Below are 25,652 nucleotides of genomic sequence, written 5' to 3'. Positions count from 1 at the left end.
ATCCCCTCCGCCGCTCAGGCCGCAGGATAGAAACATAAAATACAGGCAAAACCTGGCGCCCGGGATCGCTCCCGGGCGTCAGGTTTTTTCGTTTTCAGGATGCTGAAACACCGGGAAAGACCATGAAAATCGCTAAAATACTCAATAATAACGTGGTGATTACGCTGGACGACCGTCAGGAAGAGACGGTGGTAATGGGAAAAGGAATCGGCTTTAAAAAGAAGCCCGGCGACACGCTGGACGAAAGCCTGATCGAAAAAGTGTTCACCCATAACGGCGGTGAAATCGCCGAGCGCTATAAAGAGCTGCTCTCCGAGATCCCGCTGGCCTGCGTCACCACCGCCGACCGGATTATTACCCTCGCCCGCGAACGGCTGCCGGGCAAGTTGCATAACATCGTCTATATCACGCTGACCGACCACATCCATTTCGCTCTGCAGCGCCACGCGGAAGGATTGGATATCAAAAATGCGTTGCTGTGGGAGATTAAAAAGCTCTATCAGGCCGAGTTCGCCGTCGGGCTGGAGGCGCTGGCCTTGATCGCCGAGCGGCTGAATACCGCGCTGCCGGAAGACGAGGCCGGATTTATCGCCTTGCACCTGGTCAACGCCCAGCTTAACGACGAGATGCACAACACGCTGCACATCACCCGCGTGATGCAAGAGATCCTCAACCTGGTCAAATACCACTTCCGCTTTGATTACAACGAGGAAGCCCTGAGCTACCACCGTTTCGTCACCCATTTGAAATTCTTTGCCCAGCGCCTGCTGGGGAAAAACTACGTCGACAGCGACGACGACTCGCTGTATCAGGTGGTGAAAGAGAAATACCGTGAGTCATTCGCCTGCGCCGGCAAGATCAACCGCCACATCGAAAAGCACTATCAGCACCAGCTCACCACGGAAGAGATGATGTTCCTGACCATTCATATCGAACGGGTGCGCAGCGAAAGCGAGGAGAAACCGGCTTAACGGCGGGCGTCCGCCACCCGCACGCCGTATTGCGGAAACACCGCGTCGGCGGAGATCAGCGTCAGCCCCTCGGCCTGCGCCTGTGCGATCAGCATGCGATCGAAAGGATCCTGATGATAGGGCGGCAGCTGCCCGGCCTGTTGGCAATGAAAGGCGTCCATCGGCAGCGCCAGAAAATCTTCGGCCTCGATGATCGCAAAGATGTCTTCCGGCAGCGCCAGCTTGCCCAGCGCCTGCTTGATCGAGATCTCCCAAATGCTGGCCGCGCTGACGTACACCGCATTGCCCGGATCGGCGATCTGCCTTTTGGCGTTCGCGCCCAGGCAGGCGTCATCAATCAGCCACCACAGCAACGCGTGGGTATCCAGCAGCAGGCGCTTCATGCATCGCCCTCAAACAGCGCCGCAATGGCCGCATCCCCCGCGTTGAAATCCACCGGCACGGTAAACTTGCCCTTGGCGGCGCCGGGCCGGCGCGCTTCGCCCTGGATGGCGACCAGCTGTACGTACGGCTTCCCTGCTTTTGCAATAATCACGGTTTCTCCCTCCGCGGCTCTGTCCGCCAGCTGGCTCAGATTGGATTTGGCTTCGTGCATATTGGCCTGAATCGGCATACGCGTCCTCCTTAGCTAAGTTAGCTAAAGCATAAAGCGCCGTCCAGTTTTTGTACAGGGAATGGTTTAAAGCGCGAGCAGCCTCGCGCTTTGCTGCAACGCTTAGCGCTGCTGTTGCGGCCATAACCAGGCCGCGCCGCGTACGCCGCTGGAGTCACCGTGCACCGCCTTGCGGATCGGCGTTTCACACTCGCCGCCGAACACCCAATCTTTCACCCGCTGCGGCACCGTGCGGTACAGGCGATCCACGTTGCTCATGCCGCCGCCGAGCACCACCACGTCCGGATCCAGAATGTTGATCACGTGCGCCAACGCTTTCGCCAGCCGCATTTCGTAGCGCACGATCGCCTGCTCCGCCAGCGCATCGCCCCGCTCGCTCAGCGCCATGATTTCGTGCCCTTGCAGCGCGTTGCCGCTCAGGCGCGCATAGTCGGTGGCGAAACCGGTGCCGGAAATAAAGGTTTCGATGCAGCCCGGTTTGCCGCAGTAGCACGGCACTTCGCGGGCGTAGCGCAGCTCATCGTCATCCTGCCACGGCAGCGGATTGTGGCCCCACTCGCCAGCGATGCCGTTGCCGCCGGAATGCGCCTGCCCATTCAGCGCCACGCCGGCGCCGCAGCCGGTGCCGACAATGACCGCAAACACGGTTTGCGCGCCGGCGCCTGCGCCGTCGGTGGCTTCCGACACCGCCAGGCAGTTGGCGTCGTTGGCGATACGCACCTCGCGCGCCAACAGCGCTGAGAGATCCTTGTCCAGCGGTTGGCCGTTGAGCCATACCGAGTTGGCGTTTTTCACCCGCCCGGTAAACGGCGACAGCGTGCCGGGAATGCCGATCCCGACCGATCCCCGCTCGCCGGTATAATCTTCCGCCAGTTTCACCAGCCCGGCGATCGCCGCCAGGGTTTGCCCATAGTCATGGCGCGGCGTGGCGATGCGATGGCGAAACAGCTCCCGGCCGTCGTCCGCCAACGCAATCACTTCAATTTTTGTCCCGCCCAAATCGATGCCAATGCGCATGTATTTTTCTCCTCGATGCCGCGCAGCGTTGCCACAGCCTAATGTAAGTACGCGGATGAATCACCTGTTTCCCTCTCCCCCGCCCGGCCTTTTCCGCTGCGGTCGGCGACGCAATTCGGAGAGAATGGGGCGATTTTTCAGCGTCAATTCGTTATCATGCCGCCCTGCTTTTGACGAATCAGCGTGCCGAGCGCACGCCCAGCCAGGGATAACATTATGCTGTGGTTTAAGAATTTGATGGTTTACCGTTTGAGCCGCGAAGTGGCGTTAAACGCGGATGAAATGGAAAAACAACTCAGCGCGTTCGCCTTCACGCCGTGCGGCAGCCAGGACATGGCCAAGACCGGCTGGGTCTCCCCGATGGGCTCGCACAGCGATGCGCTGACGCACGCGGTCAACGGCCAAATCGTCATCTGCGCGCGCAAGGAAGAGAAAATCCTGCCGTCGCCGGTCATCAAGCAAGAGCTGCAGGCCAAAATTGAGCGCCTGGAGGCGGAACAACATCGCAAACTGAAGAAAACCGAGAAAGACGCGCTGAAGGACGAAGTGCTGCACAGCCTGCTGCCGCGTGCCTTCAGCCGCTTCAACCAAACCTTCATGTGGATCGACACCGTCAACGATCTGATCATGGTCGATGCCGCCAGCGCCAAACGCGCCGAAGATACGCTGGCGCTGCTGCGCAAAAGCCTCGGCTCGCTGCCGGTGGTGCCGCTGACCATGGAAAGCCCGATCGAACTGACGCTGACCGAATGGGTGCGTTCCGGCGAGATGCCGGCTGGTTTCGCCATTCAGGATGAAGCGGAACTGAAAGCGATTCTGGAAGAAGGCGGCGTGATCCGCTGCAAGAAACAGAATCTGATCAGCGACGAAATCGCGGTGCATATCGAAGCCGGCAAGCTGGTGACCAAGCTGGCGGTGGATTGGCAGGAGCGCATTCAGCTGATGCTGTCGGACGACGGCTCGCTCAAGCGCCTGAAATTCGCCGACACGCTGCGCGAACAGAACGACGATATCGATCGCGATGACTTCGCCCAGCGCTTTGACGCCGACTTTATCCTGATGACCAGCGAGCTGGCGGCGTTGATCAAAAACACCATCGAAGCGCTCGGCGGCGAAGCCCAGCGTTAATCCCGCCGCAGAAATGACCAGGGCCCAGCATCCGCTGAGCCCTGCGTTTCCCTAACGAACAAAATTTATTTGCTCAGGTAGCGGCACAGATAGGCGGTCGCGTCGGCCACCTGCAGGTTGAACTCGCTGTGCCCCGGCACGAAGAACTTCTCGCCCGGCGTAAACACCTGCCAGTCCGGCGCCCCCGGCAGCAGCACTTTCAGCGCCCCGGTGATCACCGTCATTTCTTCCGGCTGCGCGGTGGAGAAGGTGTATTCCCCCTCTTCCATCACGCCCACGCTGGTAAGACCGATGCTGCTACTGTCAAAACCGATAGACTTCACTTTTCCGGCAAAATACTCATTCACTTTCAGCATAGACTGGCACCCGCGTAATCATCTTGATGGAAAATCCATATTGGGGGATTGCGGTTGATCTGTCACTGGTTTTTCGCGCGAAATGCGATCGCGGCGCAGAGTAAAGCGCTCGCGGACAGCGACAGGTGACATTCCGATCTTCCAGGGAGATGCATCCCCTCTCCCCCTTCCCTACACAGCGTTCAGCAGCCCCAATCGCCGGGCCGACTGCAACAATTCAGTTACCTTGTGTGCATTGAGTTTACGCATGGTGTTAAGACGATGAGTTTCGACAGTTTTAATGCTGATATTCAACAATTCAGCAATGTTGCGATTTGCATTACCCTCGCTGATAAGTTGCAACACCTGACGTTCTCTTCGCGTAAGCAAAGCGCCGCTGTCTTCCTCATTGCTTAATTGAGCAATGACGCGGGGATCCAAATCAGGATCCAAATAACACTTGCGGGCTGCCACGTTGGTAATCGCGCTCAGCAACACCATTTGAGAACTGGTCTTTAACACATATCCCATCGCCCCGGCGCGTATCGCCCGGCTGGCCGTTATTTCGTCCTGCATTGCCGTAAGCACTAATATGCGCAGCTTTGGCCAGCGCTGGCAAAGTTGTTCGATGACCTCCAGTCCCCCCAGCCCCGGCAACCCCAAATCCAGAACCACGATGTCCGGCATAAACTCATTGCAGGCCGCATAAACCGACAGGCCATTTTCGATATGCCCCACTATCTGATAACGCGGATACGCCGAAAGCAGCGTGCGCACACCATGAATAATCAACTGATGATCGTCAACGATCAACACACGATAAGCGTTCATAATAGGCTCAGTACCCGTCTATTTTTATGAGTTTTCAATCAATGTTGAGTTGAGTGCGAATCAATCGGAGCAGAGATACCAATCGTTCTTGCTGCGGCGTCTCCTTCGCAAGAATTTGACGTTCTAATTCAACGATCAACGGCATAGCCTGCGACAACCCGGCTTGGCCGCATATCCCTTTGATCGTGTGCACCGTCTTCGCAAAATCCGTCTTTCGGCCACAGGTTTGCTCGGCTTCCACCAGAAGTCTGCGTAATTCGCAAGTGACGGTGCCACCTATCAGCCCGTCGTCCATCGCCAAAATGGGCTTGCCAGTATCCAATTGATTTATAATACTAATATCGCGACTTATTTGATATTCGGCAACCAGTTCAAGCAGTTGAGAAAGCTGGCTGAGCGTGACCGGTTTTGCCAAGTAGTCGTTCATACCAGCCCGAATTGCGCGCCTTTTTTCCTCCGCGCCGGTATGCGCCGACAAAGCCACAATCATGCAACCGCCGTCCTGCCCCTGTGCATCATCCCGCCATGACCGTGCCAACGTCAGTCCATCGCAGTCCGGCATCTGCAGATCCATCAACACCACGTCAAAGCGATGTTCACGACCTAATTGCAACGCTTGCCTGGCGTTTTCAGCTTGATGAACCTCTTGCCCCAAGCGTGCAAGCATGACGCTGATGATATCGCGGTTAGTGGCCGTATCGTCCACCAACAACACGCGCAAGCGCCAGGGTTGAAGGGGGAGCTGGTTCCGGCTTTGCAGAACGCTGTCGGCCAATAGGCATTTCACCGCTTCATGCAGACGCCCTGGCAAAAATGCCAGGTCGGTATTGAGCCCCCCTTCGGCAGGGTCTTGCGTCAGGCATGATATCCCCCAAGACAGCAATTGGGGATGCAGCATCGCCGGAGCTCCAACAACGCCGCACAGCGGCTCGGGCTCGCTGAACTGCCCCAGCGGCATATGGAACGCCACCCGGCTGCCACGGCCTAAAATGCTGCTGAAGTCCAACCGGCCTCCCATCATTTTGGCGAGCGTGGCGGCGATCGTAAGCCCTAATCCTGTCCCCTGAGCATGCGTCTGCGCCTGGTAAAAAGGCATGAATACGGAGGCTAGATGTTCCTCAGAGACTCCGCGGCCGCTATCTTCCACGTTGAAAACCAGCGTCTTGCCAACGCGCTCTACCTGCATGGTAATATGGCCCTGGTCGGTGAACTTGCAGGCGTTACCGAGCAAATTTACCAGAATTTGCCGCACCCTCAGCGCATCCAGACAAAGATGGTGCGGCACGTTGGCCGCCAAATGGACTGACAGCACCAACCCTTTGCTCTGAGCAGCCCCCTGTATCGTCATCATCGCCTGATCGAGTAGCGGTAGAAGTTGGCAGGAGGCGGATTGCAGTTCTATTTGCCCCGCTTCAATGCGAGAAAAATCGAGCAACTGATTAATAATCTCAATTAAAGACAGCGTGCACTGATGTGCGGTATCTGCAAGCCACTGCTGTTGTTGATCCATATCACCGGTTCTCAGCAGCTCCAGTGCCCCTAAAGTTCCATTGAGCGGTGTACGCAACTCATGGCTGATTGCGGTTAAATGACGGCTTTTCCTTTTATTCGCCAACTCAGCCTTACGTTTCGCCTCTTTCAGCGCACGCGTTCTTTCCACCACCTTTTTTTCCAGAGTAGCGTATTGCTGATTCAACTTGTCCAGCAGCCGATTATAAGCGATGGCGATTTGCCCCAGTTCATCTCGTCTGTGTTCGAGAAGACGAGGATAAAAATTCTCGGCGCTGGTTTGGCAAATAACGTCAACGAATTGCCACAGTGGCTGTGCCAAATAACGGCGCAGCATCCAAAAAAGCGCCAGAGTTATCAACAATAAAATGCCCAAGGCAAAAGGCAACTGCGCTTTTGCCTGTTCAGCCGCCTCTTCCAATATTCCACGATCGGGGTAAAGAACCACTTGCTGCCAGCCCGGGCCTTTGAGCTGAATGCGCAATACCCTGTAACCCGGGATCCGCTGCCAACCATCACGTAATTTTATTTTTTTCAACGAGTTGAAAATGATTTCCTCTTCCGCCGCCGGAAGTTTTCCGCGAAAAAAAGGTAACGGTTGTTGGTGGCGATCCAACCAAATATTAACGTCAAAATCTGTCACCGTATGCCCATAGGATAATAGGTCATCCAACCTGATGGCATAACCTATCAGGCCGCCGGCTTTATCGCCCGCCGCTACCGAAATGCTCCAGCCACTGCCAGAAAGGTACTCCGGATTTCCCCAATAGATATTATCGTGATGCGGATACGTTTGGAACTGCGATAACCCAAATCGACGTTGAGAAAAGTAATCGTCAGTAATTTTCTCTGGCGGGTAAAGAGAAATCCCCTGAGAAGGTTTGAGGAGAAAACTGTCCAAATAGTAGGTTTGACCTGCAGACCCGTATGCCTGGATAAACCAATTATCACGATGAATCGCATGATTGAGATGGCAGGCCTTACTATTTATCGGCAAGTATCGACTATCACTTTTTTCCGATATATTATTCAGCTCCTGTTTCTTGCAGAAACTATCATAACGTCTTGCCAGATCTTGCGCGTCTCTTTCCGCACCTTCAAAGCGATGGTTGCTTAGCTCAACACGCAGTGACGCCAAATGAGAAAGTTCGTCAATAACATGCCTATCCGCGTGGCTTAATGAAAAGAACACGGTCGTCAAGACTGAAACCAACCATATTAGCATCAAGCTCAACGATAAGAATATCGTTAGCCTAAAAACTAATGACGAATGCATTCTCATTTTCTTATCCCTGTAATACTACGGCATACCATCCTTATGAAATGCCGGAACAATTCTGAACGCAATGCAGAGAGTGCGAATATCGGCGCGAGAACCCATGGTTCATTTGACAACAACACGCCAGGAGAGTCGTACGGGATAATGATACTAGATAAGAAAAATGCAAACCCATACAATACCTAAACGGATTGTGCATTTATACATGTCCACCGCCCACTGACGCCATAATCGCTCAATAGCACGGCAAGACGCGCCAGATGGGCCAACGTATGAGGCGTGGCATACTCACCCGTAGTTCATGCAGGGAAAAACCTGGCCACATAACGCCTGCAGCAAACGATCAAGGGTTATGTAGCCAGTCAGGGGGATTATTCCGTCCCCTGCAGATGCCCAGCCTGATTGTGGATTTCTTTTTTCGCTTTATTCAGCGCCGCAACAAACTGCTCATCAGCATGCAGGCGGGCAAAAACCGCTGCGCCCAAAATACGCCCGGCATCGACGTCACTCTGCCAATGCGCTCCGCATATTACTCGGCTTTGGCCGTACTCATAGCCACGCTGTAATAATTTATTCTGCCGTTCCGGCCTGATTTCCGCCAGCGCCAGCGCCATGGTCCACCCCAACGTCGTGTGCCCGGATGGATAAGAACCGTTCATGCGCAACTTCCCCTCATCCTGGGGCGTGCAGGTATGCGTATTGAAAAACATGAACGGTCTTGGCCGCATGTAATATCGCTTTGCCGAAGCCGTTGCAAATCGCCCAGCATCGGTACGAATTTTTTTTAACAGTGTATAGGTGGCCGGTGTTTTTTCTTCAGAAATATCAACGCCCAGCGCCTGAGAAAACGGCTTTCCAATATTTTCGTCAGATAAATTCGCATCATTAATAGCCTGCAACCATCTGTCACTCCCCGCCTGGCTGCGGCCTTGTTCGTATGCGGCTTTATCCAAAAGAAAGGCCACGCTGTCATTGCGCGGGGGAGAAGGAAGAATCGACAGGCTGTCCGGCAATTGGCCGCGGGTCAGAAAAGAAAACGGCTCGCCGTCTTTCGTCATTTCGGACGCCTGCGCGCCCCCCAGAAAAATAAAACAACAAACTGCAGTACTGAAGCACTTACGCATCATAAAAATAACCTTATCAAACATGAAATAACAATAAAACCAGATAACAGGGCAGGCCCTTCGCCATCACGTTTTGTCATGACCGAAGTATGAGATTAAAAATGTCTTGAAATCACCATAGTCTTTTGTCGCCTCCACCAACTCCTGCGCCGATTTCCATTCTTTAAAAGGAGGCACGGCGTCATTATAAGTTTCATGCGCTATTTTGGCGTAATTTATAAAGTTAACCATAAACGCACGATAGAAATTAACCTTATCATCGACATAGTTCTCATAACATTGAAAGAACACGCTCACCAACGAATAAAAATAGCCATCCCGCCGCCTCAACTCCAAACAAAGCAATGAGAGAATGAAGGGAAAATCGTACAAGATATCACCACACTGCCGCATCCTGTCGATAAAGACTAATTTATACTCCGGCGTCACCAGCATATTTCTCAAGTGCGCATCGCCATGAATCTGGGAAAAATAGCCATATGTGATATCATTGATATGGAGAGTGTTTTCCTTTACTCTCTCCGAACAGATTCTCTCATAATTTTTAATTATCAGTTTATGATTCCAATGCAGCTGCCCAAGTGTTCTGGCGAGTTGTGTCAGCAATAATGGCGCGCGTTCATCCTTTCGCAACACTACGCTCTCCAACGTCTCACCGGTCACGTAAGAATAGTTGACTATGCTTTCCTTTAACTGGCAGCTCACATGCGAGAGGAAAGTGTTGTATTGACGATGCAATGCCCTAGCATCCCCCCGGGAATGGCAATTCTTATTAACGCTTCGCATACCGTCCATCACGGTTTGCACAGGCCCTCGAATCGGATCCTCGATATCACCATCCCGGAACATATGCTCGGCAAGTTGCCGCATATAGTCCCGATATGCCGTATTATTCTCGACCAACATCTCCGTGAGGTGCCCTTCTGATATCTTAAATGCCCCTTTTACCGGTGAGATAGCGTCATAATAATTGCCGCGGCCTAACTTAAAATGTTGTTCGGAGCATGCTTCAGTCTCAGCGTGAATAGGGAAATCTGCATAATCCAGTTCCACCGTCTGCATGGCAGAACGAAAACATTCAGGCAGCGCCACTGCGCGCAGCGATACAGCGCTAATGTTATCGGTATCGTCGTATCGGCGAAGATAATGCCGAATATAATGGGTGGCAGCCACTAAAGAAGCCCCAGAGTCGATAAAGTCGATCACAACCACGTGGCTATTGCGCACCTTTTCAATTGGAATAAAGCGTTGAAAGTGAAGCAGTAGTGCTTTGTTCTGATCATCGTTCAACGGTTCTCTTAGCAGAGGAACATTCTCCTTGAGGTAATTATGACGAAAGCCACTCAGCGGCAAGTTAATTATATACGCTTTTCCTAAATAACACTCGAGAAATGCCATCAATGGCGTCGGAGAACGTCCCACGCCGATAAAAACGACCGGCCATGAGGTTGAAACCTTATCCATTATCGCCAGCGCCAAGCGTTTTAACTGCTGATATTCGAACTGAGTCACCGCCAATCCGTTTTCTATTTCACTGCATGTGGTTACTACTCTCATAAAAATGCCTATTATTGATTGAAACTGCAACCGGGGAAATTGACGTTATTCGCCAGCATGGGGTTAACTTGGGGAATGCGTATTTTTCTCCGTCATCTGTTGTCGCTCAAATAGCTTTCTATATACGCCACGCTCAATTGCAATAAGATCATCATGTGAGCCTTGTTCTACAATGCGCCCATGGCTAAAAACGAGGATCCTATCCATTCGACGCAATGTAGACAGCCGATGCGCTATCACCAATGTCGTTCGGTTGTTCATCAACTCATTCATCGAGCGTTGAATGTGCGCCTCGCTTTCATTGTCCAGACTGGAAGTCGCCTCATCGAGGATCAATATCGGCATATCCACTAAAAAAGCGCGCGCGATCGCCACACGTTGACGCTCCCCTCCTGACAGCTTGACTCCCCGCTCGCCCACCAGCGTGTCGTATCCTTCCGGCAATCGGCTAATCAGCGTGTGAATCCCTGCCAATTTCGCTGCCCGCTCAATCTCGTCCTGCGTTGCATCAGGTTTGGCGTAAGCGATGTTTTCGGACAGAGAACGATGGAACAACAAGGGTTCTTGTGGAACCGTCGCGATTTGGCGGCGCAGGGAGGCAAGCTGCATTCGAGTGATATCTTGCCCATCAATGGTGATCTTTCCACCTTGAACGTCATAAAGACGCTGAATCAGCCTGACGAACGTTGATTTTCCCGAACCGGAATAGCCCACCAACCCAACCCGTTCCCCGGCTTTGATCCTGACATTCATCTTCTGATAAAGCTGTGGAACGCCAGAGCCGCTGTAGCTGAAGTCGACATCAGAAAAACAGATTTCGCCGCGGCTGATCGTCACCGCATTCCCCTTATCATCCGCGCGCCCTTCGGCGGGAAGGCGTTTAAACGCTACCATCGCTTCCAATTCATTCATCGCTCGCTGGAGGTGGCGGAAATTGCTTCCGATGCGGCGCAGATAACCCTGCAGCATAAATAACGTCGTTAACATAAACGTGATATCACCGACGTTGATTACTCCACGCCGCCAGAGCAACAGCAGCACCCCCAATACCAGAGTTTGCAGTGCAACCAGCATTATTTCCTGCACGCCGCCATTAACGTTGCTGCGCATCCAGGCCCATGAGGTATGACGACGCCAGGCGGCCAGGATCCTAGCCAGCCGCTCTTCTTCCCGAACTTCCGCGCCGAAAGCTTTTACGACCGAATTGCAGGTCAGTGCGTCGGCTAAAGCTCCACCAATGCGGCTATCCCATGCATTGCCAGTGCGGGCTGCGGGCGCAACATACAGAACGGTCAACAGCACGGCCACGATACTGAACAATATCCCCCCAATACCGAAAACGCCGCCGGCCATTGGCCAGTGCAACCACACGGATACCGTGCTACCGATCAGCATGGCCCCGATAGGCAACAGACCTGCCAACAGAGTTTCATTAAACGCGACCAAAGCCCACATCCCGCGGGTAATTTGCCGCACGGTCGAGCCGGCAAACCCATTGGCGTGCCAATCTGCCGTCAAGGATTGTATTTGTTTAAAAGCACGAGCACCGGCCAGGCTCATCATCGTCAACGTCAATGAAGCAATATTTAAGTTCAGGCATTGACGAAGCAGAGCACCGGCGGCTCCCAACCCCATCATCATAAAAAAAGACAGGAATGGGCTCCCTCCCTGCGTCAGAACATTGACAAAATCGGCGGCAAATACCGGAACTAATATATCACTCAGTGCAGAGGACAAAGCCAGAATGACAACAAGCATCATTCGCAAAGGGTGCTCTGCCCATTTTTTGAAAACAAATAGAAATATCGCCATCAAGGTCACATCACCAGAACCGTCTTTCTTACATTCCATATCCGCACCGTCACAATTCCGAAAACAGATCTATTAAAAAGTAGAAATTCACACAGTCATATGTTTAACGAGGGGTTTTAAACCATAAATCCACTTTCGGATTCAACCTAAGAAAATAACTATAAAGCGCCCCAAGGCAATTCGCAGCGCTCTTTACTAAAAGCGCGCCATAAAGTGAGAGCAGCCCCCCTCTGCGGGGGAAAAAATATTGAATTACCGGGGAGTGCAATAGGAATACATAGCTGCCTATAAGGATCAACATAGCTATAACGCCCGGCCAGCATTGCAATGCGAACAGTACACACAATACGGCGATCGTGAAAACCGGTCCCAGAGGCCACTGTAACATGGTGAACATACGCTTCATTTTCAAGCAACGATAACGATTCGCGCTGCCGTTGCTTTTTTCTCCCATCAGCAGCATCAATGAGGAAAGATCCCCTGCGTGCCAACGCGCTGACTGTCGCACACCGGCAGAAAATCGGCTCACGGAAGAGCAATAGTCAAAATAAGGCACAGGCTTGGCGTATACACTGTGCATAACCGCCCGATAACCGAACAGAAGATCTTCCGTTACGGTTTCAACCGGAAAGAGATTCTCCTCAAAATACTGCTGCCGTATAAATAATCCATGCCCAATGCAATAAGATAAGTGCGTCGCTTTTTGCATCTGGTGATTTTTCAACAGAGTCGGTAACTCGTAGCTCATCATCCAGCGGGTTTGAAAAATGGCGGACGCTTTGCCAAAAAGAGAAAGTTCATCAAAATTGGTCGAATACACCGGCGGCATTTGATATACCTTTTCTTCCTCGAGACTCTGAGCAACATAGTCAAGTCCTCGAGGATCCGGCCGAGAATCTGCATCAAACACGCCATAGTAGGTTGGCCCCCCATCCATTTTTTGCATACATCCCAACAACTCAACCGCATAGTTGAGCTGATGAGCTTTATTTCCTGAAAGGAAGGGGTAATGAATGATTAACGTTTTCTCAGATAAATAAGGAAGTATTTTCTGATAGGTTTTATTCTTCTCCGCACAGCCTTCTTTTTGGGTTGTCACAAAGACTAAAAGACTGTCTGGATGAGATGAAAGAATACGATTAAAATACGTAATCGTTTCATTAATTATTTTATGCTCATCCATAACCGGAATTAAAACAATAAGACGATTTCGCCTCTCGCCCGTTAACGCAACCTGCATCTCTTTTTTAATAAATCTCCGACTCTTACTGATATTGATATACTGTGACACATTGACAACCAAAAAGAGAAAAATCAGAGCAAAAGAAAAAAAATAGACCATCATCATCTGGTTCCATCCCTGAGGTTTTTTCCTATAAACGCATTGAAATCAATGGCTGCGCCATGCCGCTCCACCACGCCTGGCATCCACTCATTCAATTGATTCAATTTTGCCTGCGTACTGAGCCTCGCATCTATAGAAATAACAGGAATGTCAAAACAAGAAGAAAACAGGTTTTGATAGGCATAGCGGGTATCATTCAAAAACTGTTCGTTTCGCCAAAATGCCGGCAGGCCGCGAGAAACGCGCGTGGTTATCTTGTTTTCTTGTCTGGCAATCGACTCTTTGCTTTCTATATCGACATAAACAATCCCCCACGGCAGGGGTAAACCGCCATCAGAGATTTTTTCTGCATACCTTTTCACCGTTACTGAAAAAATATCGAGCGACATAAATCTACCGTAGGCATAGGCGTAACAAAGATGGGTGAAATAGGAACGATCAAAGTAATGCGCCTTTCCCCGCATGCGTTCACATTCTTTAGCGATAAACCAATCGTTGATTTTTTCAACCTCTGCCAAAGAAAGACCGTTACCTGGAAAATCTGCCCTGCTCAACACCTTCCCCAACTCAAAGCAGACGCTTGTTCCCTGCGCCGCCAGTGCATTCACCAATAAGCTTTTCCCCGCGCACGGCAATCCTTCGATAAATATCATTTGAACTTATCCTTGAATAGGCGCATTGACTTTTCAATTTCATCTTTAGAATCAATACCTAAAGAGCGGAATGTGGAATGACAAAAATGGAAAACAAAACAGTCAAGCGCCAGACCTATTTTTAAATTCATATCAATCGCTCGACGGCAAAAATCGTCATCGGTGTGGTAGCCTGATTCGAAAGACTCATCCAGCAGCCCCACCTTTTCGAGCACATCTCGCTTCATCAATAAACAGTGGCCATAGGCGCTGGGGACTGGCATCGAACGCATTTTGTTTTTTTCGTAGAGCGCTTCGGAAAATGGCTCGATATCGCCAGTCAGAGGATCGAAGTCAATAAGCAATGGCGTAATGGCCTCAGGGGTCCCAGAGGCCTTATTCGTTAGCGGCGCGACAATGTCATAGTTTTCTAAATGCGCGAGCAGGCGCTGCAGTACATTGGCAGGCAAAATCACATCGTTATTGGCAAAAAGCACATACTCACTTTTCACCTGTAATAACCCTTGATTCATTCCCTTGGTATAGCCCAGATTAATTTCATTGGTAATCAACGTCGCATCCAAGCCGCCAAGATAATTTCGCATATCTTCGTCGCTACCATTATCGACAATAATAAGCCTGTTGCTAACTTGATTACCCAATGAATTAACAAAAAGAATTGTTTTCTCCAGCTGATTAAAAACAGGAACGACAACATCAATGCACATATAGCATCCTCTATGAATATGGATTCTCGCGAAAACTTAAACCACTCGGGGGGCATCAAAGCCCCCGTAACGTTGCAGGAGAATGTCACCTCGACTCATCAGGCGACACATGCGCCAAGCGGGATTAATGATAGAAAACTGTCCATGGATGGGGTATCAGGTCATCACCTGATATTAAGGCCGCAGACCAGCGGCTCGGACGGAAAATCAGGTAATGGCCTGATAGTGAAAAATCCCCGTTATTGATGTCATAGCGGATATTTTTCCAAGAAACCAAAAACGAAATGCATACAGAGAGACAGGAGCAAACGCGTGTTAACGCAGCCGCTGCAGCTGTGACAACACCACGCAGCCTGAGCATTATCAGTAGCTGCGCCTTGACACAAGTGGGGCTGACAGAGTTACTGACGCCGCATGTTGAAAATTTCAGTGCTTACGCTTCGCCTGCGGCATTTATACGGGGGCAGAGCCTAAAGGGGCATTCAGGATTATTACTTTTTCACGTTTGTCCGCGCAATGTGTCTTATCTGAGAAATATCGTTCAACTATATCGTCGCCTACCCTACCATCCGAACTGGCGATCTGCATTACTGATGGATTCAGCGTCAACTAATGGGCGTTATTTGACGAAAAATCTAGGATCACCGATTGTTTTCCACCTTCATCTGCCAATCGAAATATTACTACGCAACTTTTTAGCCTGGATGTATGGCGAAGAGAAACAGATAGCCCGACACGGCGTACGGCCGGAATCACTGTCCGACAAAGAGCGTCAGGTCATTTTGGCCACGTTGCAAGGTATTCCCATTTCTTCATTGGCACGTGAGAGGGGCGTTACAGCCAAAACGGTCTATACCCAACGGCGAACAGCGCTGGATAGACTCGGCATAAAAAACACCCGCGAATTGCTTTGCCTTAACATACTGGGTCTATTGTAAAACGTCGTAGCGCCGGCAAGCGCTCAATGCAAACTGAAATCGATCGGCAACGTCAATTCCACCGTGCCGTTGACGTAGGCGTCCGCCGGCGGCGTAGGCAACGGCGAAGCGCGCTTGACCAGCGCCTGGATTTCGCGATCCAGCGACGGCAACCCGGCGCTGCTGACCAGCGTCACTGCCAACACATGGCCCTGCCTGTCCAGGGTGAAACGCACCTGCCCGACGCCCTGGCGCTTCAGCCGCAAGGCGTCTTTGGGATAACGCTTAAAGCGATTAAGGCGGCCGTTGATGCGGCTGCGCCAGCTATCTTCCCCCGCCTGTGCATAGGGCGTCAGGCGGGTTTGCGGCGCGGCCGCTTTATCCGCCCGGCCCGGCGGCGGCGCGCCGACGCTTTGCTCCTGAATTCTCGGCGGCGCGATCGTTTTCTCCTGCGGCGGCGTGCGCGGCAGGGGGATTTTCTTCACCGGCTTGGGCGATTTTTTCTGCTTCGGCGGTACGGCGATGTTCGACCGTACGGCTTCAGGCACCTTCACCGCCGGCAAGGGTTCCGGCGGCGCCGGCGGTTCAACCTGAGGCGGCGGCGTCCTTTGCCCCGGCGGTTGTTTTACCTCGGCCGGAGCCTGCGGTGCGGCGGCCATCACCACCATGACCGCCGGCGGCGGCACCCACGGCGGCTCGGCCTTGTCTCGCCAGGGCCAGAGCAGCGCCGCGGCCAGCAGGTGCAGCGCCAGCACCAGCACCAGGCAACGGCGCCAGGGCATGGCATCGCCGGGCGCGGCGAAAGGCAGCGGCGAAACCGACATGCTCACTCTTCCGTCAGCGCCAGATGAAGGCGATCGGTCAGCGGTTTGAACAGGTAGTTCATCATCGAACGCTCGCCAGTGCGGATGAACCCTTCGACCGGCATCCCCGGGCGGATTTCCAACCCGTTCAACCGCTGCAGACCCGCTTCGCTGACCTTGGCGCGCACGCTGTAATAGGGCGCACCGCTTTTCTCGTCGGTCAGGCGATCGGCCCCGACCAGCGTCACTTCACCCTCGACGCGCGGCGTGGTGCTTTGGTTAAACGCCGAGAACAACAGCTCGACCGGCAAGCCCACCTGCACCTTGTCGATCAGCTCGACCGGGATACGCGCCTCCACCTGCAGCCCCCGATCGCTGGGCACGATCTCCATCAGCTGCTGACCGGCGCCGATCACGCCGCCTTCGGTGAATACGCTCAGCCCCACCACCGTGCCCGCCACCGGCGCTTTCACCTGCGTATGGCCCAGATCGGCCTCCGCCTTGGCCAGGCGGTTATCCAGCTCGTCCAGCTTCATCCGCACCTCGGCCAATTGGCTGCTGACCTCTTTTTGATACTCTTCCCGCCGCTGGATCGCCCGCAGCTTCAGCTCCAGGATCTGGCGCCCCAGGCGGCCGATATTGCCGGTGTCTTCGGACGCCTGGCCGTCGATCTGCGCATACTGCCCTTCCAGATCCAGCAGCCGGTTGCGCGCCACATATCCCTGCGCCGCCAGCTTGCGCATGCCGCTCAGTTGCTCCTGCAACATGGCCTTTTGCCGCTGCTTGCTGGCGTAAGACTGCCGGATCCCTTCCAGCATCGCCTGCGATCCGGCGATGCTCTCCGCGATCGCCGCCAGCTCGCTCTGCAACGCCGCGCGGCGGCTGGTGAACAGCTGCTGTTGCAACAGCATCAACGACATCACCTCCGGCTCCTCCCGCCGCGCCTGCAGCAATGCCGGGAAAGCGATCGCCTGCAGGCCGTCGCGCTCGGCCTGCAGCCGCGCCCGCTGCGCGGCGTTGCTCAACTGCTGGCTGCGCAGCGCATCGCGCTGGGTGCGGCTGTCGACGGTATCCATCAGCAGCAGCACCTGCCCGGCGCTGACCCGGTCGCCCTCATGCACCTGAATTTGCGACACCACGCCGCCGCTCGGGTGCTGTACCGCCTTGCGGTTGCCGGCCACCACCACGCTGCCGGAGACCGGCACGCCCTTATCCAGCGGCGCCAACAGCCCCCACAGCAGGAAACCGCCAAACCCCAACAGCACCAGCCAACCACCGAGCCGCAGGTGGCGCCCTTCGTCGAACTGCCGGGAAAGCGCGTCGATATCGCCGGGGATCACACTCTGATTGCTCATACTTTTCGTTCACCGCTGGCCGTTTTGGCAAAATTGGCGTAGTTGACGTTGAAACCGCCGCCGCTGCTGCGGCCGGCGTTGGCCGGTACGGCCGCGGGCGTAAAACCAGGCAGTTTTTTCAGGATGGCGTCGCTGGGGCCGAAGTGCTGCACCTGGCCGGCGGCCAGCACCAGCAATCTGTCGGTCGTCGCCAGGATCGCCGGTTTGTGGGTCACCAACACGATGGTGGTGCCGCGCTTTTTCAGCGCTTCGATCGCCCGCTGCAGCGCCTCTTCCCCTTCGCGATCGAGGTTGGCGTTCGGTTCGTCCAATACCACCAACGCCGGAGAGCCATACAGCGCGCGCGCCAGCGCCACCCGCTGACGCTGGCCGCCGGACAGGCCGCTGCCGCCCTCGCCCAGCTCGGTTTCATACCCTTTGGGCAAATGCAGGATCAGTTGGTGCACGCCGGCCAGCGCGGCGGCGGCCACCACCTTCTCGGCGTCAACCTGGCCAAAGCGGGCGATATTTTCCGTCAGGGTGCCGGCGAACAGCTGGATATCCTGCGGCAAGTAGCCGATATGCGGCCCCAGTTGCTGTTTGTCCCACTGCCGAAGATCCGCACCGTCCAGCCGCACGTCGCCGCTGAGCGGCGTCAGCGCGCCGACCAGTTGGCGCATCAGCAGCGTTTTGCCGGAGCCGGACGCGCCAATGACGCCCAGCACCTCCCCGGCCTCCAGACGAAAACTGACGCCGTGCAACACCGGCGCGCTCCCGCCCGGCGCGCTGGCGGTCAACTGATTCACGGCCAATGTGCCGCTGGGCGCAGGCAGCGGCAGGCTCGCCGCCTGCGGCGGGTTGGCGGCCAGCATCACCTCCAACCGCTGCAGGGACTGGCGCGCCGACGACCACTGCTTCCAGGCGCCGATCAGCTGATCGATCGGCCCCAGCACCCTGCCGATCAGGATCGATCCGGCGATCATCATGCCCGGCGTAATGTCGCCGTTGACCGCCAGCAGCGCGCCGCAGCCCAACATCAGCGACTGCAGCGCCAGCCGCACGGTTTTCGACCAGGCGGTGACGGCGGCTATTTTCTCGCTGGCGCGGTTCTGCAACAGCAGGAACTGCTGATGCTGCCGCAGCCAACGCAGGCGCAAATCGGTCAGCATCCCCATGGCGGCGATGGCTTCGGCATTGCGCAGGTTGCCGTTGGCCTGCTGCGTGGCGCTCAGCGCGACCCGGCCGGCCTCCGCGAGCGGCGCCTGCGACACCCGCTGGTTGAGCCAGGCCAGCAGCACCAGCACGATCACCCCGGCGCTGGCCAACGCGCCAAGCCAGGGGTGGAGCAGAAAAACCACCAGCAGATAAACCGGGAACCAGGGGGCATCGAAAAAGGCGAACAGCGCATTGCCGGTGGCGAACTGGCGCAGGTTGGTCAGATCGTTCAGCGCCTGCCCCGCCAGCGGGTTGCCGGTTTTCAGATTGGTTTCGAAGGCGGCGTCGTAGACTCGCTGATTCAGGCGCATATCCATCTGGGCGCCGAGGCGGATCACCACCTGGCTGCGCACCCACTCCAGCAGCCCCATAAACAGGTAAAGGCCGACCACCATCAGGGTCAGCATCGCCAGCGTCATGCGGTTGCCCGACGGCAACACGCGATCGTAGACCTGCAGCATGTACAGCGCCGGTGCCAGCATCAACAGGTTGATCACCGCGGTAAACAGTGCGATGCCCCAAAATCCGCGCCGGTATGCGGCCAGCACGCTCATCACTTCTCCGCGCCTGACGGCGTTTTTCATGGCGTTTTCCATCGGCTAAAAACGAGAAAATGCCCGCCGGGCGCGCGGCGCCGGCGGGCAAACGGCCACGATCAGGCCGCCAGCAGTTCCGGGCTGTCGGCATGCTGCACGCCCACCGCCGTCGCCGCCGCCACCTGATCGAAGGTGGAGTTGACGCTCAGGCCGTAGTCGTCGAGGATGCCGTTCAGCGCGGTCTCCAGCGCGCCGGTATCGCCGGACATCAGGCCGTACACCACCTGGTGCACCACGCCATCGTGGCCCTGCGCCTGCAGGCTGCTGAGGTTCAGGCCGCCGAAGCTGACGTCAGGCACCTGAATGCTGTACGGTGATGTATCGCCACCGCTCAAACCGTCGCCGAATGACAGGGAATCCAGCTGGCCGTATAGGGTATGCGCAGGTTCATTGAACAGCGTGTAGGTCAGGTTGCCACCCGCCACGACCGACGTGACATGGTTATCCGTACTGGTCACGGCGTATTGGCTACCGGACAACCGGCCGCCGTAGAAGCCACCGCTGTTTGAGCCTTCGACGACATTACCGTTGGTATGGTTGATATCACCGAATGTCGAAGCCCATTGGCCCAGATAGTCATGAATGCTGTAACCGCCAAAGCTGCTGTCATAGTTGACTGAAAATGCCATTTCTCTATCTCCATTGATGAACGGCGCCCCTTGCGAGGCAGCCCTTGTGCTCAAGGATGAGCAACGCCCTTTTACTGCTTAAAAACGGTATTCCACCCCGCCCTGCACGGTGCGGCCGCGCCCCAGGGTATTGGCCAGCGTCTCCCCATAGCTGACGACGTAGGCGCGGTTGGTCAGGTTCTCCACCGAGCCGCGCAGCGTCAGGCTGTCGGTCAGCTTGTAGCTGGCGTACAGATCGAACAGGGTGTACTTCGGCCAGTCGGCCAGGTACGGGTAGTTGGATGGCACCGAGCTGTCCTGATAGCCCGGCGCGAAGCGCACGGTCACCCCGGCGTCCAGCTTGCGATCGAAGGCGCGGCCGCCCAGCGTCACCGAGCCGCGATCGCCCGGCAGGTAGGCGGCGGAGCCGAACTGCGTCCCCCCGTCACACGTGACGAAGTCATTGGAAGCGGCATCCGGCTCAACATAGAAGTTGCCGCGACGCGATCCGTCGCCGTAGCGCAGACGCCCTCCCAACCAGGCCTTGTTCGAGCAGAACTCGTTTTTACCGATCATGTGGGTGTAGGTCAGGTCGGCGTAGAACACCCCGGCGTCATAGTTGAGCTGGTACTCCAGCCCGCGGAAGCGGGTTTTAGACAGGTTGTTGACGTAAGCGGCATTGCCGATGCTCGGCTGCACCAGCCCCGGTTTATTGCGGTCTATCGCCAGGTTGATGTAGTTATCCACTTTGGTGTCGAAGTAGGCCACCTTGGCCACCAACCGATCGCCCTCAAACCACAGATCCGGCTGCTGCACGTTGAACCCGACTTCCCAGGCGCGCGAGCGCTCGGGCTGCAGGAACGGGTTGGGGTATTGCGTGGAAGAACTGTGCGCGCTGCCGTTAGTCAGCGTTTCGGTGATCGCCGGCGGCCGCCAGGATTTGCCGTAGGTGGTATACAGCTCAAGCCACTCCACGCCGGGGCGCACCGCCACCGCCAGCGTCGGCGACAGCTTGCCCTGATCGCGATCCACGTCCCAATCTTCGCGGGTCGTGGTTGAACAGCCGGTCAGACGCAACGCTTTGCAAGGATTGTCAATCGTGTAGCGTTGCCCATCCTTGGCCAAATCCGGATAGCTCAGGCCGGTCTGGCCGCGCAGGCGATAGCGGTCGTAACGCAGCCCGCCCTCCAGCGTCAGCCAGCCGTCGTAGTCGTAGGTCAGGTTGGCGAACAGGCTGCCGACCGAACGGTTGCCGGCCGGCGTCACCCCTTCCATACCCTCACGGGAAGAGTCGCTGGTCGCTTTGTCGTAATAGAACTCCAGCCCGTAGTTGGCGCGGAAGTCATGTCCCGGCGCCAGGCTGAAACGCGAGGTGTTTTGCGCCTGCGCGCCATAGGTGCGCAGGCGGGTGCGCGTCGCGTAGCCGTTGTCCAGCAGCGAGCTGGTGCTGTAGGTGTCGCTGTCGTCCTGAGTATCGACGTAATACAGCTTGGCCTGAAAATCGAGCCAGTCGACGCCTTCCGGTGCCAGGCTGTAGTCGAATGCCGCGTTGCGCGCCATCACGTCGCTGTAACCGGTGCGCTTCCAGCCCAGTTCATAAGGCGGCCGGGTGCCCAGGTTGGTCAAGGTGCCGGCGATCGGCGACGCGGTCTGGGTCTGCAGATAGCTCAGCTGCAGGCGCTGGTTGGCGGGCAGGTTCCAGCCCACCTTGGCCAGCCGCGAGTGCATGCGGTAATTAGTGTCGGGGATTTTGTTGTTCTTGATGCTCTCGGCGTAGCGATCGTAATTGCCGGTGTCGTTATTGATGCGAATGTTGCCGATGTCGCCCTTGTTGCCGGGCCAATAGTCGCCGAGGTGGCGTTCGCTGGCGGCCAGCAGGATATCGCCGGTTTCGTTACCCAATGCCAGTATGCCGCTGCCGATGAAGTGGGTGCCGTTATCGCCGGTGCTGGCGTGCAGCTTGCCGCCCAGCTCTTTGCCCGGCGCCAGGAAATCGCTCGCGCTGACGGTATTGAAGGTGGCGATGCCGCCGAGCGTGCCTGCGCTGCCCATACCGCCGGTGGTGCCCTTGTCGATGGTTACGCCGGACAGCAGTTCGGAATCGATGTACATGGTGCCGTTACGCTGGCCATGGCCGCTCTTTTGAAAATTCTGCCGCATGCCGTCGATGTTCATGTTCACCCGGCCGTAGTCTTGTATGCCGCGGATGTTGACCGACAGCGCCGGATCTTGCTGGCTGACGCTGGAATAGGCCCCCGTCGTCTGCTCCAGAATATCGGCCGCGTGTCGCGCCGGGCGGTTGTCCATCTGTTCGCGGCTGATGACGCTGACCGAGCGCGGTTCGTCGTAAACCCAATCGTTGGCGTTGATGCCGCCGGCGCCCAGCACCGTCAGGCTGTCCAGCGCCAGCGCGCCGCCGTTGCCGTTCGCCGTCGGCAGCCGGCTCAATACGATCTGCCCCTGCGGCTGCAGGCGGAAAGCCACCGGATTGCCGTCGATCAAGCGCCGCAGGCCCTGTTCAACGCTCATGCTGCCGTTCAGCGCCGCCGCCTGCATGCCGTCGAGCTTCACCTCGTCGAAAAATACCTGCATGCCGGCCTGCTCGGCGAAGCGCAACATGGCGCTCTGCAGCGGCTGCGCCGCAACGTTGAAATGCTTTTGCTGTGCAGCCTGCGCGCCGTTCGCCTCAGCCTGGGCAGCGAGCGCCACAGCCGGCTGAGTCAACATCATCGCCGCCAGCGCGGCGCGTACCGCCGTGGCCAATCGGCCGGCCGGCGTGGTTCCCTTGTGAATAAACATGCGTGTGTGTTCCACCCGAAAGAATGCCAAACCAAGTGATAATGGAAATCAATCTCGTTTAAACATAAGGACGTTCCGGGAGGCAAAAACCCGTAAAGATTTTTTACAGAAAGTGAAAATAGCGGCGAAACGGGCATCCCGGCCCGCCTGCGCCGCTCAGTAAAGCAGCGTGATGCCGGGGAGATTCAGTTGGCGGGCGGAGAGTTCCTGACGAATGGCGCCGACGCCGTCGTCGAGCTTATTGAGCGCAAACACGCCGCTCACCGTGCGCGCTCTTAGCGCGGGATTGACCGCCACGATGCGGGTCGCGCGATAGCGGTTGAGCTGCGCGAGCGCCTGCGGCAGCGGTTGGCGGTCGATCACCAGCCAGCCGCGCCGCCAGGCGTCATCGCCGGCCGTTTGCCGCGTCAGCTGCAGCTGCCCGTTGCGGTAATGCGCCGCCTGGCGTTGCGCGACCACCAGCGAGCGCTCGCCGCGCTCAAGCGTCACCCGCACGCTGTGCTGATGCACGCTGACGTCCACGCCCCGTTCGGTGCGCGCCACGCTGAACTCCGTGCCCAGCGCCTGGGTGACACCGTTTTCCGCCTCCACCCTGAATGGGCGGCTTTCCGCCCCACCTAACGGCGCGACGATAAAATAGGCGGCGCCGCTCAGCAGCCGCACCTTGCGTTCGCCTGCGGAATACGCCAGCGCGATCGCGCTGCCGCTGTCCAGCGCCACCCGGCTGCCGTCCGGCAATGCCACTTCGCGCACCTCGCCGCGAACGGTTTGATAATCCGCCTGCATGCCGATCCACAGAGCTGGCCCGCGATAAACGCCGAAGGAAACGGCGATCGCCACCGCCGCCGCCACCGCCCAGCGGGGCCATCGATGGCGAGATGGCGTTTTCAGCGCCGCCACCTGCGGTTGTAACGCCTGCCGCTGCTCTGGCGGCAGCTGCCCCAGCGTCGTCCACAGCAGGCGTGCCTGACGCAGCGCCGCCCGATGCTGCGGATCGGCGGCCAGCCAGGCGTCCAACGCTCGCCGCCGATCGGCCGGCAGCGCCCCTTCGGCCAGGCTCACGGCCCAGGCGGCCGCCTGCTGTCGCGCCTGTGCGGTTAGCGGTTTCATAATGGCATAGACCTCTGTTTTTTCTGGTTATAGGTTAAGACGTCTGAGCGCGGATAAACCCGTAAAAAAATTGCCATTATTGTTCTTCCATCCGCGCCATCAGCCGCTCGAGCGCGCTGGCCAAGTGTTTTTCCACCGTGCTGAGCGACACGCCCAGCTGCGCCGCCACCTGCGCCTGGGTCAGGCCATCGAGCCGGTTAAGGCGGAAAATCTGCTGCGTGCGCGGCGGCATGTCCGCCAGCGCCTGTTGCAACAGCTGCAGCAATTGGCTATCGATCGCCAGTTGTTCAAGCGCCGGTTCACCGGAGGGATACTGCGCCAGAACGTCGTCTTCGACCGCTTCGGTCTGCCGCCGCTGCTGCTGGCGCAGATGGTCGAGCATCAGGTTTTTGGCGGTTTTGTACAGGTAGGCCTCGATATCGAGAATATTACCCTGCGGATACTGCTCGGTCAGGCGGGTAAAACTTTCCTGCGCCAAGTCCGCAGCCAGCTGAGGGTCGCGCAGTTTGGCGTTCAAATAGGCTTGCAGCGGCCGCATATGGCGCAGAAACAACGCCTGCAACTCGGAATTGGACATCTCTTTTCCCAGAAGTGAAACACCCAATAGGGGCGATAAAAATCACATAAATGATTATCATTATCAATATTGTTCTGGGAAATATGTGCTAAGGCGGGGATAAACGGGAAACCGGCCTGGCGCCGGTTTCCGCTGGGCTGCAGGTCAGAGCTCTAACGCCTCGTCCTCATAGCGATGCTTGGCGTCGAGCGCTTCCTGCTCGGTTTCATGTTCACTGAGCAGCGTATTCGGCTCAATGTCGTCGGTGCGCACTTCAAAACGGCGCAGATGCAGGTTCGGGTCGCCCCGAAACACCTCTACGACGCGGGCGCTCCGTGGATAAGCAGGTTGATCATTTTCGCGCATGCCGTTCTCCCGTGTGTTTCACACAGTAGCAAGTATAGCAGCCGCCCTCATTCCGACACGCGCGAGCCAAGATCGCGATCGCCGGGCACGCCCGCCAGCAGCTCGGTCAGTTCGTCGCAGGCGCAAATGCGGCCTTCACGCACGGTGAAGTGCGCTAGCACCCGCACGCGGCTGCAGGAGCCGTCGCGCTTTTCCACCTCGACCAGATGATGGGTCAGCACCGCCTCGCCCCGCTCCGCCGCCGCGATCACGCTCAGCGTCATGCGCCGGGTTTGCCGCTTCAGCAGCGCCATGTGTTGCTCAAACTGCTCGAAGTTCAGCACCTTGCCATCCACCTGCTGGCGGTAGTCTGCGCTGAAACGGGCGGCGAGCTGCGTTGGCCGGTGCTCCGGGCTGGCGACGACCTGCTGCAGCGTATCGAGTACCAGATCCAGTGGGGTAAGTTGAGTCATCAGGTTTCTCCGAAA

General features: G+C 56.2%; 24 protein-coding genes. 3 read left to right on the top strand and 21 right to left on the bottom strand.

Features of this window, described 5'->3' with window-relative positions:
- Positions 1-122: 122 nt before the first annotated feature.
- Complete coding sequence (locus tag SSARUM2_RS04510; protein WP_041033609.1) at positions 123-971, top strand: PRD domain-containing protein; 849 nt, start codon at positions 123-125, stop codon at positions 969-971.
- On the opposite strand, the gene SSARUM2_RS04505 is transcribed toward SSARUM2_RS04510, so the two are convergent.
- The 3 genes from SSARUM2_RS04505 to mak all read right to left on the bottom strand — a co-directional run bounded on the left by SSARUM2_RS04505 (position 968) and on the right by mak (position 2,601).
- Positions 968-1,354: a type II toxin-antitoxin system VapC family toxin gene (locus SSARUM2_RS04505; RefSeq protein WP_033637281.1), complete on the bottom strand. Its 387-nt coding sequence runs from the start codon at positions 1,352-1,354 to the stop codon at positions 968-970. The two genes, SSARUM2_RS04510 and SSARUM2_RS04505, sit on opposite strands and share 4 nt — an antisense overlap.
- Positions 1,351-1,584 carry a type II toxin-antitoxin system prevent-host-death family antitoxin gene (locus tag SSARUM2_RS04500; protein WP_060429530.1) on the bottom strand — a complete coding sequence of 78 codons (234 nt, stop codon included), beginning with the start codon at positions 1,582-1,584 and terminating at the stop codon, positions 1,351-1,353. The genes SSARUM2_RS04505 and SSARUM2_RS04500 overlap by 4 nt, the downstream gene beginning before the upstream one ends.
- Positions 1,585-1,686: 102 nt before the next feature.
- Complete coding sequence (mak, locus tag SSARUM2_RS04495; protein ID WP_060439030.1) at positions 1,687-2,601, bottom strand: fructokinase; 915 nt, start codon at positions 2,599-2,601, stop codon at positions 1,687-1,689.
- A 216-nt stretch (positions 2,602-2,817) separates the two neighbouring features.
- On the opposite strand from mak, the gene rdgC reads away from it, so the two are divergent.
- Positions 2,818-3,729: a recombination-associated protein RdgC gene (gene rdgC / locus SSARUM2_RS04490; RefSeq protein ID WP_004940461.1), complete on the top strand. Its 912-nt coding sequence runs from the start codon at positions 2,818-2,820 to the stop codon at positions 3,727-3,729.
- Positions 3,730-3,794: 65 nt separating this feature from the next.
- Here rdgC and ppnP read toward each other — a convergent pair whose 3' ends face one another.
- The 9 genes from ppnP to SSARUM2_RS04445 form a co-directional block, all read right to left on the bottom strand.
- Positions 3,795-4,085, bottom strand: coding sequence for a pyrimidine/purine nucleoside phosphorylase (gene ppnP, locus SSARUM2_RS04485; RefSeq protein ID WP_004940463.1), 291 nt, complete (start codon positions 4,083-4,085; stop codon positions 3,795-3,797).
- Between the two features lie 171 nt (positions 4,086-4,256).
- Positions 4,257-4,895, bottom strand: a complete 639-nt coding sequence (locus SSARUM2_RS04480) for a two component system response regulator (RefSeq protein ID WP_033637278.1) — start codon at positions 4,893-4,895, stop codon at positions 4,257-4,259.
- Positions 4,896-4,929: 34 nt separating this feature from the next.
- Positions 4,930-7,629 carry a two component system sensor kinase gene (locus SSARUM2_RS04475; protein ID WP_232043270.1) on the bottom strand — a complete coding sequence of 900 codons (2,700 nt, stop codon included), beginning with the start codon at positions 7,627-7,629 and terminating at the stop codon, positions 4,930-4,932.
- Between the two features lie 425 nt (positions 7,630-8,054).
- Complete coding sequence (locus SSARUM2_RS04470; RefSeq protein WP_225369050.1) at positions 8,055-8,831, bottom strand: phosphatase PAP2 family protein; 777 nt, start codon at positions 8,829-8,831, stop codon at positions 8,055-8,057.
- 42 nt (positions 8,832-8,873) lie between these two features.
- On the bottom strand, positions 8,874-10,364 hold the full coding sequence (locus SSARUM2_RS04465) for a hypothetical protein (protein ID WP_060439032.1): 1,491 nt from the start codon (positions 10,362-10,364) through the stop codon (positions 8,874-8,876).
- A 63-nt stretch (positions 10,365-10,427) separates the two neighbouring features.
- On the bottom strand, positions 10,428-12,215 hold the full coding sequence (locus SSARUM2_RS04460; protein ID WP_050595973.1) for an ABC transporter ATP-binding protein: 1,788 nt from the start codon (positions 12,213-12,215) through the stop codon (positions 10,428-10,430).
- 64 nt (positions 12,216-12,279) lie between these two features.
- Positions 12,280-13,524, bottom strand: coding sequence for a glycosyltransferase family 2 protein (locus SSARUM2_RS04455; protein WP_080437555.1), 1,245 nt, complete (start codon positions 13,522-13,524; stop codon positions 12,280-12,282).
- Positions 13,521-14,174, bottom strand: a complete 654-nt coding sequence (locus tag SSARUM2_RS04450; RefSeq protein ID WP_033637272.1) for an AAA family ATPase — start codon at positions 14,172-14,174, stop codon at positions 13,521-13,523. Before SSARUM2_RS04450 ends, SSARUM2_RS04455 begins: the two co-directional genes overlap by 4 nt.
- Positions 14,171-14,881, bottom strand: coding sequence for a glycosyltransferase (locus SSARUM2_RS04445; RefSeq protein WP_033637270.1), 711 nt, complete (start codon positions 14,879-14,881; stop codon positions 14,171-14,173). Before SSARUM2_RS04445 ends, SSARUM2_RS04450 begins: the two co-directional genes overlap by 4 nt.
- A gap of 284 nt (positions 14,882-15,165) precedes the next feature.
- Here SSARUM2_RS04445 and SSARUM2_RS04440 point away from each other — a divergent pair, with 284 nt between their 5' ends.
- Positions 15,166-15,819, top strand: coding sequence for a LuxR C-terminal-related transcriptional regulator (locus SSARUM2_RS04440; protein ID WP_080352770.1), 654 nt, complete (start codon positions 15,166-15,168; stop codon positions 15,817-15,819).
- Positions 15,820-15,842: 23 nt separating this feature from the next.
- Here SSARUM2_RS04440 and SSARUM2_RS04435 read toward each other — a convergent pair whose 3' ends face one another.
- The 9 genes from SSARUM2_RS04435 to SSARUM2_RS04395 all read right to left on the bottom strand — a co-directional run bounded on the left by SSARUM2_RS04435 (position 15,843) and on the right by SSARUM2_RS04395 (position 25,637).
- A complete protein-coding gene (locus SSARUM2_RS04435) occupies positions 15,843-16,622 on the bottom strand; it encodes an energy transducer TonB (protein WP_060452697.1) in 780 nt (259 codons plus the stop codon).
- A gap of 2 nt (positions 16,623-16,624) precedes the next feature.
- On the bottom strand, positions 16,625-17,956 hold the full coding sequence (locus SSARUM2_RS04430) for an HlyD family type I secretion periplasmic adaptor subunit (RefSeq protein WP_033647342.1): 1,332 nt from the start codon (positions 17,954-17,956) through the stop codon (positions 16,625-16,627).
- Entirely contained in the window at positions 17,953-19,734 is a 1,782-nt protein-coding gene (locus tag SSARUM2_RS04425) for a type I secretion system permease/ATPase (protein WP_033637266.1), read from the bottom strand. The genes SSARUM2_RS04430 and SSARUM2_RS04425 overlap by 4 nt, the downstream gene beginning before the upstream one ends.
- A gap of 71 nt (positions 19,735-19,805) precedes the next feature.
- Positions 19,806-20,375 carry a heme acquisition protein HasA gene (locus SSARUM2_RS04420; protein ID WP_033647344.1) on the bottom strand — a complete coding sequence of 190 codons (570 nt, stop codon included), beginning with the start codon at positions 20,373-20,375 and terminating at the stop codon, positions 19,806-19,808.
- A 78-nt stretch (positions 20,376-20,453) separates the two neighbouring features.
- Positions 20,454-23,153: a TonB-dependent receptor gene (locus SSARUM2_RS04415; RefSeq protein WP_060387339.1), complete on the bottom strand. Its 2,700-nt coding sequence runs from the start codon at positions 23,151-23,153 to the stop codon at positions 20,454-20,456.
- Positions 23,154-23,309: 156 nt separating this feature from the next.
- A complete protein-coding gene (locus SSARUM2_RS04410) occupies positions 23,310-24,263 on the bottom strand; it encodes a FecR domain-containing protein (RefSeq protein ID WP_060387338.1) in 954 nt (317 codons plus the stop codon).
- Between the two features lie 76 nt (positions 24,264-24,339).
- Positions 24,340-24,840 (bottom strand): RNA polymerase sigma factor, encoded by a 501-nt coding sequence (locus SSARUM2_RS04405; protein WP_033653296.1) that lies wholly within the window; start codon positions 24,838-24,840, stop codon positions 24,340-24,342.
- Between the two features lie 144 nt (positions 24,841-24,984).
- The gene (locus SSARUM2_RS04400; protein WP_004940491.1) at positions 24,985-25,185 is read right to left on the bottom strand and encodes a YaiA family protein; all 201 of its coding nucleotides are present in this window, start codon (positions 25,183-25,185) and stop codon (positions 24,985-24,987) included.
- Positions 25,186-25,232: 47 nt separating this feature from the next.
- Complete coding sequence (locus SSARUM2_RS04395; RefSeq protein WP_041033588.1) at positions 25,233-25,637, bottom strand: nuclear transport factor 2 family protein; 405 nt, start codon at positions 25,635-25,637, stop codon at positions 25,233-25,235.
- Between the last annotated feature and the right edge of the window lie 15 nt (positions 25,638-25,652).

The sequence above is a fragment of the Serratia sp. K-E0102 genome (assembly GCF_029962625.1).
Taxonomy (GTDB): Bacteria; Pseudomonadota; Gammaproteobacteria; order Enterobacterales; family Enterobacteriaceae; genus Serratia; species Serratia sarumanii.
The sequence above is the reverse complement of the archived record's forward strand: the minus strand, read 5'-3'. Positions and strand labels throughout refer to the sequence as shown.